Consider the following 12386-nt stretch of genomic DNA (forward strand, 5'->3'; position numbering starts at 1 on the left):
CGCGCGTTCAGCGCGGGTCGAGCCCCGACAGCATCCCGGGCAGCTCCCCGGGGTGGACGACGCCGAGCCGCTGCGTCGCCCGGGTGAGGGCCACGTAGAGGTCGTTGGTGCCGCGCACGCCCTCCTCGAGGATCGCGACCGGGTCGACGACCAGCACCGAGTCGAACTCCAGCCCCTTGACCGCCTCCGGCACGAGGACGGCGGGGCCGGTCGTCAGCTCGCCGTCCGTGCTGGTCTCCGGCAGGCGGGACCGCACCGAGTCGGCCACCGCGGGGAACCGGCTGCGCGGGACGACGACGGCGAGCGTGCCTTCTTTCTTGTCGAACTCCGCTGCGGCCTCGGCCACTGCGTCCGCGAGCCCGGCCTCCTCGACCCGCTGCGACCACGGCCGCACCCCGGTCGAGCGCACCGCCTGGGCCGTCGTCCCGCCGGTGCCGCCGGCGGCGAGGACGTCGTCGGCGACGGCCATGATCTCGGCCGGCGTCCGGTAGTTGACGGTCAGCTCCTCCAGCCGCCAGGCCTGCCCGAGGTGCGGGGTGAGCACCTCCGCCCAGCTGGAGGCGCCGGCGGCGGACCCGGTCTGGGCGACGTCGCCGACGAGGGTCATCGACCGGGTCGGGCACCGGCGCAGCAGCAGCCGCCACGCCATGGCCGACAGCTCCTGCGCCTCGTCGACGATGACGTGCCCGTAGGTCCAGGTGCGGTCGGCAGCCGCGCGCTCGGCGGTCGACCGGGTGTCGGACACCTCCTGGCGCTCGGCGAGGCCCTCGGCGTCGAGCAGGTCGCCGGCGCTGAGCTCCTCCGACTCGTCCTCGGTCTCGTTGTCCTGCGACCGCGAGCCGTGCAGCAGGTCCAGGGTCTCCTGGGCGTGCCGGAGCCGGCGCCGCTCCTCGCGGCGGTCGGCCGCCCGCTGCGCCGAGTCGTCGACGCCGAGCAGCTCGTCGGCCTCGTCGAGCAGCGGGACGTCGGCCGGCGTCCACGGCGCGGAGGCCGGACGGTGCAGCAGCGCCAGGTCGGCCTCGCTCCAGCCGGGCGCCGCGGCGGCCAACTGCGCCGGCGAGGCGAGCAGGTCGGTGACCAGGCGCTCCGCCGTCAGCCGCGGCCAGAGCCGGTCGACCAGGCGGTGGACGGCAGGCTCGGCGGCGACCTCCCGGCGCAGCGCGGCGACGTCGCCCTCACCCAGCAGGTTGGCGCCGCCGAGGACGTTCTCGCCCAGCTTGTCGGCGTACTTGCGGGCCACCAGGTCGACCACCGTGCGGGCGGCGGCGGGGCGGGCCTCGTTGTGCAGCCGCGAGGCGGCCCGCGCGCGGGAGCGGACGCGCGCCGCGTCGGCCTTGGTGAACCGCAGCGGCGTGCCGTCGATCTCGAGCTCGACCGGCCGGTCGATCACGGCCTGCCGGTTCCGCAGGGCCGCGGCGAGAACGTCGGCCATCGCGAGCCGGCCCTTCACCTCGGCCACCTCCGGCCGCTCGACGGCGTCGGCGCGCATGCCCGGGCGCAGCCCGGCGAGGTCGGCGAGGACCACGCCGGTCTCGCCGAGCGAGGGCAGCACGTCGGCGATGTAGCGGAGGAAGGTCCGGGTCGGGCCGACGACCAGCAGGCCGCTGCGGGCCAGCCGCTCGCGGTGGGTGTAGAGCAGGTAGGCCGCGCGGTGCAGGGCGACGGCGGTCTTCCCGGTGCCGGGCCCGCCCTGGACGACGACCACGCCGCGGGAGTCGGCCCGGATGATCCGGTCCTGCTCGGCCTGGATGGTGCGCACGATGTCGGTCATCCGGCCGGTGCGGGTGGCGTTCAGCGCGGCCAGCAGCACCGACTCGCTCGCGGGCCCGGCCCGCTCGGCGACGTCCGGGGCGGTGAGGTCGAGCGTCTCGTCGGCGATCGAGTCGACGGTGCGGCCGCGGGTGCGGATGTGCCGGCGGCGGCGGACGCCGAGGTCGTGCAGGGGAGTGGCGGTGTAGAACGGCTGCGCGGCGGGGGCTCGCCAGTCGACCAGCAGTGGCTCGTCGCTGCCGTCCTCGGACGACAGGCCGATCCGGCCGATGTAGCGCGGCACGTCGGTGTCGTGGCGGTCCAGCCGACCGAAGCACAGCCCGCTCTCGGCCGCGTCGAGCGCGACGATGCGCTGGGTGTGCAGCTCGACCTGCGCCTCGCGCTCCCCGATGGCCTGCGGGTTGTGCGGGACCAGTGCCAGCTGCTCCTCGAGGCGACCCACGGTGCGGGCGCGCAGCTCGTCGAGCCGGGCGTACAGGCCGCTCACGTACTGCTGTTCCGCCGCCAGATCGGCCGCGTGGGCAGCCTCGGGCCGTACCGTCGTCAAGCTCTCCTCTTCCTGCTGACCTGCGCACCACCGCACGCCGCCGCGCGGAACCGACCATTGTGCCCGGCCGGGGTCGTGGGCAGGGCCGGAGCCGTTAGCGTGGCGGCATGGGTGCGGGTGCGCTCTTCGCGCTGACGCTGCCGGGACTGGTGGTCCTGCTCGTCGTCCTCGCCTCGGTCGAGCATGCCTGGTCGCGGCTGGGCCGCCGCAGCCGGCTGCACGGGCGCCGTCGGCACGCGCTGTCGGCGGGTGGGATGGACGTGTTCTCCTCCGCGCTCCTCCCCGGGAGGGCGGTGGACCTGGAGGAGCGGCGGGTCCGGGAGCTGCGGCGCGACGACGTCGAGGACGGCGCCCCGCCGTACGGGCGGATCGACCTCGACAGCGGCGTGGCCTACCTCGACCCCAGGTAGCTCTCCAGCAGATCGGCCAGCTCGACCGGCCGGCTCAGCGCGGCGCAGTGGCCGCCCGGTATCTCGTCGACGTCCAGCCCGAGCCGCTCTGCGGCGAGCTTCCGCTGGAAGTCGAGCGGGAAGAGCCGGTCGTCGCGGCCGGCGACCACCCGGGTCGGCACGTCGGGCCACCGGTCGAGCGGCCAGGGGTCCTCGAACGGCCGCCCCGACTGCGCGAACTCCTGGCTCGTGTAGGCCGCGACGGCCTCGGGTGGGACGTCGTGGAAGTAGGTCGCCTCGTCGTCGAGCTCGGCAGGCAGGCCCTGGCTCTCGCGGTAGGCGGCCGCGGCCTCGCCCTGCCCGGTGACGGCCCACCACTCGCCACCGGTCTCGCCGGGCAGCGGCACCATGGCGTTGAGCAGGACCAGCAGCTCCACCGGCACCCGCTCGCAGACCAGCGGGGCCGTGAGCCCGCCCATCGACTGCGCGACCAGGACGACGGGGGAGCGGTCCCCGATGACCTCGACGACGCGGTCGGCGTAGGCGGCCAGGCCGGCCGAGTCGTCGCGGACCGGCAGCTCGACCGGCAGGGCCTCGTGCCCCCGTCGCTCGAGCTCGGCCACCAGCCGGTGCCAGAACAGCGTGTCCCCGCCGGCGCCGGGCACCAGCACGAAGGTCGTCATGCCAGGGGAGACCGTGCGCGGAGCCGGAACTGATCGGCGGCAATTAGTTTGATGCCAAGCGCAACTCTGGCGTCACCTTCTGGACACACTCGGTGCCTAGCGTTCTCCCCGAGCCTCGGAGGAGGGGGAGAACGACATGAGCACAGCCACCAAGGAACGGACGACGGAGCGGGCCACCTGGGTCTGCGACAACTGCACCGCCGTCACGTCGACGGAGCGCAAGCGCTGCTCCGACTGCGGGACGTCCCGCTACTGACCCAGGGTCAGGCCGACGGGGGCGCACCCCGCAGGCGCACGACCGCGGCGCGGTAGCGCCGGGCGCCGTGCCGCCGCCACGCGCGGCGGACCGACCACGGCAGGCCGTCGAGGAGCCGTGCGCGGTCGGTGGCCGACGAGTCCTCGAGCGCCAGCCCGAGGACGAACAGCTGCTCGGGGGCGGAGAGCCGGCAGTGCGACCGGGCGGCGATCGCCGTCCAGTCCTCGGCGGCGAGGTGCTCGGCCAGCAGCGGGACGAGCGTCCGCTCCTCGTCGGCGGTCTGGGCCTCCACCTCGTCGGCCAGCTCCCGGCAGGCGGTCGCGAAGGCGTCGCGCGCGGGGGCGGTGGCGGCCACCTGCCACTGGCGGGCGGCCGTGGCGACGTCGCGCAGCATGTGGTCGATCCGCGCGCACCGGGCCGTCCAGTCGTCGACGGCTTCCCGGGCCTCGACCGGCGCGGCGCGCAGCAGCGCCGGCCAGACGGCGTCCCGCTCGACGCCGTGGTGGTGCAGCAGGACGCGGCCGATCAGGTCGGCGTGCCGGGTCAGCATGGCCGTCCGCTCCGCCTCGTCGGCGGGGGCCCAGGCGGCCAGGTCGGCGAGCAGCCGCAGCTCGCGGCGCACCAGCTGGTGCAGCACGCGCTGGTAGGCGACGGCGCGGCAGGCGGCGGAGGCCGGAGCGGTGCGCGGGGCGGTGTCGTCCGCGGCGGCGCGCGGGGCGGGGATCAGGCCGGTCGGCCGGACCGCGGTTGCGGTCATGCAGCACCTCGTTCGGCGGTCGTGCCGGCGCACCGGCGGTCCTACCGGGGCGATGCGGGGGAGGTTAGGGGCCTCATCGCCGACGCGACAGGGGATTCCGGATACGGACGGTGGTGTCCCACGCCCCGTCCTCGGCGCGTCGTCCCGTCGGGTAGCGGAGCGGTCCGGAACCGTTGGGTGCGGAAACGCGCGACACCCGGCCGGAGGTCCCCTAGATTCGAACCGTGGCCGGCGTCCTCGAGCGCAACTGCGTCCGCGTCAGCGGTCTCCCCGACGGGCGGCCCATCGTGTTCGTGCACGGCTTCGGCTGCGACCAGGCGATGTGGCGCTTCGTCGCGCCGGACTTCGAGGTCGACCACCGCGTCGTCCTGCTCGACCTCGTCGGGGCGGGCAACTCCGACCTGAGCGCCTACGACCCGCAGAGGTACGGGTCCCTGCGGGGGTACGCGGGCGACATCGTCGAGGTCTGCCGGGAACTCGGCCTCACCGACGTCGTCTTCGTGGGGCACTCGGTGAGCGCGATGATCGGGGTGCTCGCGCTGCAGCAGGCGCCCGAGCTCTTCGGGGCGCTCGTGATGGTGGGCCCGAACCCCCGGTACGTCGACGACGGCGACTACGTCGGCGGGTTCAGCCGGACCGACATCGCGGGGCTGCTCGACGCGCTCGACGCCAACCACCTGGGCTGGTCGGCGCAGATGGCACCGGTGATCATGGGCAACCCCGACCACCCGGAGCTGGCCGAGGAGCTGACCAACAGCTTCTGCCGCACCGACCCGCACATCGCCCGGCACTTCGCCCGCGTGACGTTCCTGTCGGACAACCGGGCCGACCTCGCCGGCGTCGCCGTCCCGACCCTGGTCCTGCAGTGCAGCGAGGACGTCATCGCGCCCGAGGTCGTGGGCCGGTTCGTGCACGCCCAGGTGCCCGGCAGCACGTTCACGCAGCTGAAGGCGACCGGGCACGTGCCGCACCTGAGCGCGCCGGAGGAGACGACGGCCGCGATCCGGGAGTTCCTGTCGGGGTGAGCGCGACGGACGCCATCGGGAACCCCGGGCAGGACCCGCGGGCGCAGCTCGGCAGGCTGCTGGAGGACGATCCCGCCGACCTGTACGAGAACGCGCCCATGGGGTACCTCTCCACGCTCCCCGACGGGCGGATCGTCAAGGCGAACCGGACGTTCTGCGCGTGGACCGGCCGCCCCGCCGAGGAGCTCATGGGGACCCGGTTCCAGGACCTGCTCTCCGTCGGGGGACGGGTGTTCCACGAGACGCACCTGGCGCCGCTCCTGCGCATGCAGGGGGCGGTGCGGGAGATCGCGCTGGACGTCGTCCGGGTCGACGGCTCGCTGCTGCCCTGCCTCCTCAACGCCGTCGAGCTGCGCGACGAGACGGGCGCACCGGTGCTGGTCCGGGCGACGCTGTTCGAGGCGACGGCCCGGCGCCGGTACGAGCGCGAGCTGCTGGCGGCGCAGCGGGCCGCGGAGGACTCGGAGGCGCGGACGCGGCTCGTGCAGACGGTCGTGTCCGACCTCGCGGCGGCCACCTCGGTGGCCGACGTCGCCACGGTGATCGTGGAGCGGAGCCGGACGGCGGTCGGCGCCGCCGGCGCCGCCCTGCTGCTGGTGGAGGACCTCGTCCACCCCGAGGCCGCCGCCGGCCTGTGGTCGGCCCGGTCGCACGGGCTCGGCGAGGACCTGCTGCAGGCGCTGCACGACGCCGCGGCCGAGCAGCTGGCCCTCGAGCTGGCCCAGGGTGTGCGGACGATCCCGCTCGACGAGCGCATGCGGACGGCGCAGCCCGCGGTCGCGACGGCGATGGACGACGCGGGCCTGACCGCGCTGGTCACCGTGCCCGTCGCGGCCGACAGCCGCCGGCTGGGCGCGATCGTGCTGGGCATCGGCCGTGGGGACGAGCTGATCAGCCTCGAGGAGCAGCTGCCGGCGAGCGCGCCGGCGGACGTCGAGCTGCTCTGGACGCTGGGCCGCCAGGCGGGACAGGCGCTGGAGCGGGCGCAGCTGCACGAGGAGACCGCGCGGCAGGGCGAGCGGGCCGCGTTCCTGCTCGAGGCGGCCCGCTTGCTGGCCGGAGCCGCCGACGTGCCGGAGACGGTGGAGCGGCTGACCGAACTGGTCGTCAGCCGGCTGGCGGCCGTCTGCACCATCGACCTCACGTCCGAGGAGGAGGTCTCGCGGCGCACGGTCCGGCACCGGGACCCCGGCATGGCCGCGGTGGTCGAGGAGCTGCAGCGCCGGACGCTGCCGCCGCAGGGGGCGCCGCACCCGTCGGTGCGGGCGATGACCGAGAGCCGGACGCAGTGGATCAGGTCCGTCGACGACGCGTTCCTGGCCCGGGTCACCGCCGACGACCGGCACCTCGAGGCGGTGCGGGCGCTCGACCTCGTCGGCATCGTCGCCGTGCCCCTGGTCGCCGACGGCCGGCAGCTCGGCGTGCTGAGCATGGGCGCCGACAGCCGCCGCGGGCAGTTCACCGCCGCCGACGTCGAGGTCGCGGAGCAGCTAGGCCTCCAGCTGTCACTGGTCCTGGCCAAGGCGCAGCGGTACGAGCTCGAGGTGCGGACGTCGCACGAGCTCCAGGCCAACCTGCTGCCGCCGGAGCAGTCGGCCGTGCAGGGGGTGGCCTCCGCGGTGCGGTACCTGGCCGCCACGCACGGGGTCGAGGTCGGCGGCGACTTCTACGACGTCGTCCGGCTGCCCGGCGACCAGGTGGCGCTCGCGGTCGGCGACGTCGTCGGGCACGACATCACGGCCGCGGCGACGATGGGCCAGCTGACCTCGGTGTACCGGGCGCTGCTGGTCGACCGGCCCTCGCCCAGCGCGGTCATCGACCGGCTGCAGGCCAGCTGGTCGCTGCTGGGGCTGAAGCGGATGGCGACCGCGCTGTTCGCGACGTTCGACCCCGTCACCGGGCAGCTGCGGATCGCGTCGGCGGGCCACCTGGCGCCGCTGCTGATCGCCGGTGGGCGTGCCGAGTTCCTGCCGGTCGCGCCGACCCGGATGCTCGGGGCCCCGCCCGCGCCGGCGCCGGCCGTCGAGTGGGCGGGCGTGCTGCCGGTCGGGGCCACGCTGGTGTTCTTCACCGACGGGCTGGTGGAGAGCCGGTCGGCCGACATCGACGAGGGGCTCGCGCACCTGCTCGCGGCCGCGACGAACGCGGGCACGTCGGACCCCGACGAGCTGTGCGACCGGCTGCTGGCCGAGCTCACCGGTGCGCACCGTGCCGACGACATCGCGCTGCTGGCACTGACCCGCCTCGGCTGAGCCCGGGGCCCTTCCGCCATCCCGCTGCCGGGGTCACCATGAGGGCGGACCCCTGCGCTGGAGGCGGCCATGGACTCTTCCCCCAACCCGGTGGCGACCGCGATCGACGGCGCGACCGGCGACTGGTCGATGTCGGGCGACGCGATGCGGTGGTGCCCGGAGCTGGCCGACCGGGAGACGACCGTCGGGGAGCTGCGAGGGCTGGACGTCGCGGCGGGCCTCGGCGCGGGACTCGGGCTGGACATGACCGGGGTCCGGCGGCTGGTCACCGGCGCGCTGAACTCGCTCGGCGCCGTCGCGACCGACGTCGTCAGCGAGTTCCGCCAGCTGACCCGGGGGTCGGACGAGGACGACGACCGGTCCGGCTAGCCGGCGTCGACCGCCTCGCAGAGGGAGAACGCGGCGATCTGCGCCGCGACCTCGCCCGAGTTGCCGGCGTCCTCGAGGTCCTGGGTGAGGCCTTCGACGCGCTGCCGGAAGGTGCTGGTGCCGCCCTCGTTCACCAGGGCCTTCTCGACGGCCTCGGGGACCGAGTCGGCCATGCCGACCTCGAGCCAGTCCTTGGCGGCGCACGAGTACCCGGCGACCTGCCGGGCTTCCTCCTCGGAGAGCCCGTCGACGTGCCGGTCCAGGAGCGCCGCGATGGACAGCTCCAGGTCGTCCGCGAGGTCGGCGGCCTGCGCGGGCGGGATCGGCTCGTCGAGGTGCGGCAGGTAGAGCGAGCCGTCCGCGAGCTCGTCGCCGCTGCGGAGGAGGTCGTCGCCCGAGCGCATGGCGTCGTCGGTGAGCCCGCTCAGTGCCCGACCGGCGCCGCATCCGGCGAGCAGGAGGGCGACCACGAGGGTCGTGGCGGCAGTTCGCGTGCTCGGCATGGCCGTTCCCCCGTCGGCTCCCCGCTCCGTGCCCGGGCGGAGCGCGGCGGACGCTACGCCCGCCGGTCCTGCCGGGACAGGGACCTCCGCGCGGTGGCCGTGCGGGGGTGCCTGTACAACCGAAGGGGACAGCAGCCACACCGACGTGGGGAGCCGCATGAGCAGCAACTCGTTGACCCTGGCGCCCGCGCCGCGGTCGGAGGCCGCGGAGCAGGTACGGGCGGAGGTCCGCGAGTTCCTCGCCGCCGAGCTGGCCGCCGGCACGTTCCGGACCCACGTGGACACCTGGCTGTCCGGCGTCGACCCCGCCTTCTCGAAGAAGCTGGGCGAGCGCGGCTGGCTCGGGATGACGTGGCCGAAGGAGTACGGCGGGCACGAGCGGTCGGCGATGGAGCGCTACGCCGTCACCGAGGAACTGCTGGCCGCGGGGGCGCCGGTGGCGGCCCACTGGATCGCCGACCGGCAGTCCGGCCCCAACCTGCTGACCTACGGCACCGAGAAGCAGCGGCAGGAGATCCTGCCGCGCATCGCGGCGGGGGAGTGCTTCTTCGTCATCGGGATGAGCGAGCCCGACTCCGGGTCCGACCTCGCCTCGATCCGGACCAAGGCCACCCGCAACGAGGCCGGTGACTGGGTGGTCAACGGCGCCAAGGTCTGGACGTCGAACGCGCACGAGTCGCACTACGGGATCGTGCTGGTGCGCACCTCGCCGCAGGACACCGCGAACCGGCACGCCGGGATGTCGCAGCTGCTGGTCGACCTGTCTCTGCCGGGCATCACGATCAACCCGATCCGCATCCTGGACGGCGGGCACCACTTCAACGAGGTCGTCTTCGAGGACGTCGTCGTCCCGGGCGACATGCTCCTCGGCGAGGAGGGCAACGGCTGGCACCAGGTGACCGCGGAGCTGGCGTTCGAGCGATCCGGGCCGGAGCGCTTCCTGTCGACATATCCACTTGTCGCCGAGTTCGCCCGGCGGGTGGCGGACTCGGGCGACCCGGTGGCGCTGGCCACCCTCGGCCGACTGTCGGCGCGGGTGCTGGCGCTGCGCCAGATGTCGCTGCGGATCGCGTCGGCGCTCGACCGCGGCGAGCTGCCCAACATCCCGGCTGCGCTGGTCAAGGACGTGGGGACGACGTTCGAGGGGGACGTCGTCGAGGAGATCCGGAAGGTCGTGGACGTGACGCCGTCGCTGGACTCGCCCGATCCGCTCGGCAGGGCGATGGCCGAGGCGCAGCTGCACGCGCCCGGCTACACGCTGCGCGGCGGGACCAACGAGATCCTGCGGGGGATCGTGGCGCGCGGGCTGGGCCTGCGATGACCACAGCGAGCGAGCATCGCAGCGAGGAACGAGCGAGGAGCGGAACGAGCGCGGCGTCGAGCCAGGGGGTAGAGCGATGAGCGACCAGGACCTGGTGGTCGAGACCGTCCGGGACATCCTCGGCGGCTTCGAGCCGTTCGTGCTCACCGCCGAGCGCCGGTGGGACGCCGGGCTGTGGGGTGCGCTGGCCGAGGCCGGGCTGACCGGCGTCGGGCTGCCGGAGGAGGCCGGTGGCTCCGGCGGGGAGCTGGCCGACGCCGTGGCGATCGTCCGGACGCTGGCGGCGGGGGCCGCGGCGGTGCCGGTGGCCGAGCAGCTGCTGGTCGCCGGTCCCGCGTTGGTGGCGGCCGCCCTGTCGCTGCCGTCGCCCGACCAGCCGACGACGTTCGCGATCGCCGACGCGGTGACCGTGCACCCGGTCGACAACGGCGACGGGCCGGGGCGGTTCACGCTCAACGGCACCGTGACCGACGTGCCATGGGCGGGCGCGGCGGCGAACGTCGTCGTCCTGGCGCCCGCGCCGGCGGGGATCGAGGGCGCGGTGCTGGCGCTGGTGGACGCGTCGTCGCTGCCGGCCACTGACGCCTTCAACCTGGCCGGTGAGCCGCGGGGGTCGCTGGTGCTCGACCAGGTGGGGACCTCCGGCGCTCTGCTCACCCCGGTGCAGGCTGCCGAGCTGCGGGCGCGGTACGCGCTGGCGCGGGCGGTGCAGCTGGCCGCGGCGCTGGAGCAGGTGCTGGCGTGGACCGTTCAGTACGCGGGGGAGCGGCACCAGTTCGGCCGGCCGCTGGGCAAGTTCCAGGCGATCCAGATGGAGCTCGCCGAGATGGCCGGCGAGGTGACCGCGGTGACGGCGCTGACCGACGCCGCGGTGCAGGCGCTGGACCGGGGCGAGAACGTGGTGCTGGCCGCGGCCGCGGCCAAGGTGCGGGCCGGTGCGGCGGTCGAGGTGGTCGCCCGGCTGGCGCACCAGGTGCACGGCGCGATCGGGTTCACGCAGGAGCACAAGCTGCACCACCTGACCCGGCGGCTGTGGTCGTGGCGGGACGAGGCCGGCAGCGAGCTCGTGTGGTCGCGGGTGCTCGGCGCCGGGCTGCTCGCCGACGGCCCCGACGCCTTGTGGCCGGCGCTGACCCGGGTGGTCTGATCAGCCGCTGACCTCGAGCGGGGTGCACTCGGGCAGCCCGCTCGAGGAACACCACTGCGCCGCTTCCGCCTCCGAGCCGAACCGCTGGGCGGCCAGCGACACCCACCAGGTGTCGTCGAGGTCGCCGCCCAGGTCGTCACCGCGGGCGAGGAGGGCGGGCACGCGGTTCGTGACGTCGCGGTGCCGCGCCGAGAAGGCGGTGGCCGCGGCGTCGTCGTCCCCGACCTGGGCGGCAGCGAGCTGCGGCGCCCAGCTGCCGGCGAGGACGTCGACCTCGGGGGCGTCCGCCGCGCGGGTGCTCAGCAGGCCGGCGACGTCCTGTGGCGGGCCGCCCGGGCCGAGGCCCTTCGCCTGGACGCTGGCGACGGCCGCGCCGCCGGCCAGCAGGATCAGGGAGAGCGCCGCCCCGCCGGCGACCACGCCGGCTGCTCCGCCGGCGCCGCTGCCCTTGGCCTCGGCCTCGGGTGATCGCCAGTGCGCGGCGCCGCTGATGGCCAGGCCGAACGCGAGCAGGCAGATGAGGCAGAGCGGGAGCAGGTCCCAGAGGCGGGAGTTGACGACGTCCAGAGTTGACCAGGCCGCGCGCGCGGTCGTGACGGCGAGGACGACGCCGAGGACCAGGACGGCGAGGTCGGGGAGCTTGACCCCCGTGAACGCGAGGACGATCAGGACGGCGGCGACGACCGCCGCGATCATCGCGACCCAGGACGGCCAGAACCACGGCTCCCCGCCCCCCGGCCACGGGGCGGCGGCGCTGCGGGCGGCGCGTGCGGCGCGGGTGGCGACGTCGAAGTCGAGCTGGTCGAAGATCACCGGCGCGAGCGACAGGCCGGTGAGGAGTCCGGAGCTCATCAGGAGCGAGGTGCCGGCGGGGTGGTGGCCCAGCGGGTGCAGGGTGCGGCTGGGGCGGAACCGCGACCGCTTGGCGGGCTGCTGCTGCGCGGGCTCGTCCTCCGCGTCGTTCCGGGACTGCTCGGACTTGTCGGGCTCTGTCTCGGTGTAGTCCTGCGCCTGGGGTTGTTCGCGTCGTTCTGGCTCTCCAGGTGGCGCGGTGTCCTGCCGGCGGTCCTCCGGTTCGGCGCCGGCCGCCGTCGCGCCGTGCGCCTCGCCGTCGTGAGGCGGGTCGCCGTCCGGGCGGTGGTTCTCGTTCGGCGCTGCGTCGGCGTCGGCGTAGTCGGCGGAGCGGGCGTGGCGGCCGCGCTTCTCGGTCGTGGGAGTCGGATCAGAGGTCGTCACGGTGTCCGTCCTCAGGTGCAGGGGGGTCCTCAGACGAGGATGCCGTGACCCGTCGTCACCCGCACGGCCGGAGCGACACATGCCCGACGTCTGGAGGCCACGGTCGTGTCATCCGCCGGTGCTGCGATGGG

The 12386-nt window shown here is 75.0% G+C and carries 11 protein-coding genes; 6 read left to right on the forward strand and 5 right to left on the reverse strand.

All coding sequences use genetic code 11. The features are described 5' to 3' along the window. Positions 1-7: 7 nt before the first annotated feature. Positions 8-2317, reverse strand: coding sequence for a helicase (locus tag ACI78T_RS16975; protein ID WP_456559294.1), 2310 nt, complete (start codon positions 2315-2317; stop codon positions 8-10). Between the two features lie 107 nt (positions 2318-2424). Between ACI78T_RS16975 and ACI78T_RS16980 the strand changes: the two genes are divergently transcribed. Next, on the forward strand, positions 2425-2727 hold the full coding sequence (locus ACI78T_RS16980) for a DUF6191 domain-containing protein (protein ID WP_456559295.1): 303 nt from the start codon (positions 2425-2427) through the stop codon (positions 2725-2727). Here ACI78T_RS16980 and ACI78T_RS16985 read toward each other — a convergent pair. After that, the gene (locus ACI78T_RS16985; protein WP_456559296.1) at positions 2709-3389 is read right to left on the reverse strand and encodes an alpha/beta fold hydrolase; all 681 of its coding nucleotides are present in this window, start codon (positions 3387-3389) and stop codon (positions 2709-2711) included. The genes ACI78T_RS16980 and ACI78T_RS16985 overlap by 19 nt on opposite strands. Before the next feature lie 263 nt (positions 3390-3652). Further along, the gene (locus tag ACI78T_RS16990; RefSeq protein WP_456559297.1) at positions 3653-4402 is read right to left on the reverse strand and encodes a hemerythrin domain-containing protein; all 750 of its coding nucleotides are present in this window, start codon (positions 4400-4402) and stop codon (positions 3653-3655) included. A gap of 224 nt (positions 4403-4626) precedes the next feature. On the opposite strand from ACI78T_RS16990, the gene ACI78T_RS16995 reads away from it, so the two are divergent. From ACI78T_RS16995 to ACI78T_RS17005, 3 genes are all read left to right on the forward strand, one after another. Further along, entirely contained in the window at positions 4627-5427 is an 801-nt protein-coding gene (locus tag ACI78T_RS16995) for an alpha/beta fold hydrolase (protein WP_456559298.1), read from the forward strand. Then, a complete protein-coding gene (locus tag ACI78T_RS17000; protein ID WP_456559299.1) occupies positions 5424-7679 on the forward strand; it encodes a SpoIIE family protein phosphatase in 2256 nt (751 codons plus the stop codon). Before ACI78T_RS16995 ends, ACI78T_RS17000 begins: the two co-directional genes overlap by 4 nt. A gap of 69 nt (positions 7680-7748) precedes the next feature. Then, positions 7749-8048 carry a hypothetical protein gene (locus ACI78T_RS17005; RefSeq protein WP_456559300.1) on the forward strand — a complete coding sequence of 100 codons (300 nt, stop codon included), beginning with the start codon at positions 7749-7751 and terminating at the stop codon, positions 8046-8048. Here the strand turns inward: ACI78T_RS17005 and ACI78T_RS17010 are convergent. Further along, positions 8045-8551 (reverse strand): hypothetical protein, encoded by a 507-nt coding sequence (locus ACI78T_RS17010; RefSeq protein WP_456559301.1) that lies wholly within the window; start codon positions 8549-8551, stop codon positions 8045-8047. The genes ACI78T_RS17005 and ACI78T_RS17010 overlap by 4 nt on opposite strands. Before the next feature lie 157 nt (positions 8552-8708). Between ACI78T_RS17010 and ACI78T_RS17015 the strand changes: the two genes are divergently transcribed. Together ACI78T_RS17015 and ACI78T_RS17020 are read left to right on the forward strand one after the other, a co-directional pair. Continuing rightward, positions 8709-9872 (forward strand): acyl-CoA dehydrogenase family protein, encoded by a 1164-nt coding sequence (locus tag ACI78T_RS17015; RefSeq protein ID WP_456559302.1) that lies wholly within the window; start codon positions 8709-8711, stop codon positions 9870-9872. Positions 9873-9948: 76 nt separating this feature from the next. After that, the gene (locus ACI78T_RS17020) at positions 9949-11019 is read left to right on the forward strand and encodes an acyl-CoA dehydrogenase family protein (RefSeq protein ID WP_456559303.1); all 1071 of its coding nucleotides are present in this window, start codon (positions 9949-9951) and stop codon (positions 11017-11019) included. Here the strand turns inward: ACI78T_RS17020 and ACI78T_RS17025 are convergent, their stop codons facing one another. After that, a complete protein-coding gene (locus ACI78T_RS17025; RefSeq protein ID WP_456559304.1) occupies positions 11020-12255 on the reverse strand; it encodes a hypothetical protein in 1236 nt (411 codons plus the stop codon). Positions 12256-12386 lie beyond the last annotated feature (131 nt).

The organism is Blastococcus sp. SYSU D00922 (assembly GCF_054050495.1).

Coding starts and splice junctions, on each gene's coding strand:
- ACI78T_RS17015 (WP_456559302.1), top strand. CDS start 8,709: ATGAGCAGCAACTCGTTGACCCTGGCGCCCGCGCCGCGGTCGGAGGCC.
- ACI78T_RS17005 (WP_456559300.1), top strand. CDS start 7,749: ATGGACTCTTCCCCCAACCCGGTGGCGACCGCGATCGACGGCGCGACC.
- ACI78T_RS16980 (WP_456559295.1), top strand. CDS start 2,425: ATGGGTGCGGGTGCGCTCTTCGCGCTGACGCTGCCGGGACTGGTGGTC.
- ACI78T_RS16985 (WP_456559296.1), bottom strand. CDS start 3,389: ATGACGACCTTCGTGCTGGTGCCCGGCGCCGGCGGGGACACGCTGTTC.
- ACI78T_RS16990 (WP_456559297.1), bottom strand. CDS start 4,402: ATGACCGCAACCGCGGTCCGGCCGACCGGCCTGATCCCCGCCCCGCGC.
- ACI78T_RS17010 (WP_456559301.1), bottom strand. CDS start 8,551: ATGCCGAGCACGCGAACTGCCGCCACGACCCTCGTGGTCGCCCTCCTG.
- ACI78T_RS17020 (WP_456559303.1), top strand. CDS start 9,949: ATGAGCGACCAGGACCTGGTGGTCGAGACCGTCCGGGACATCCTCGGC.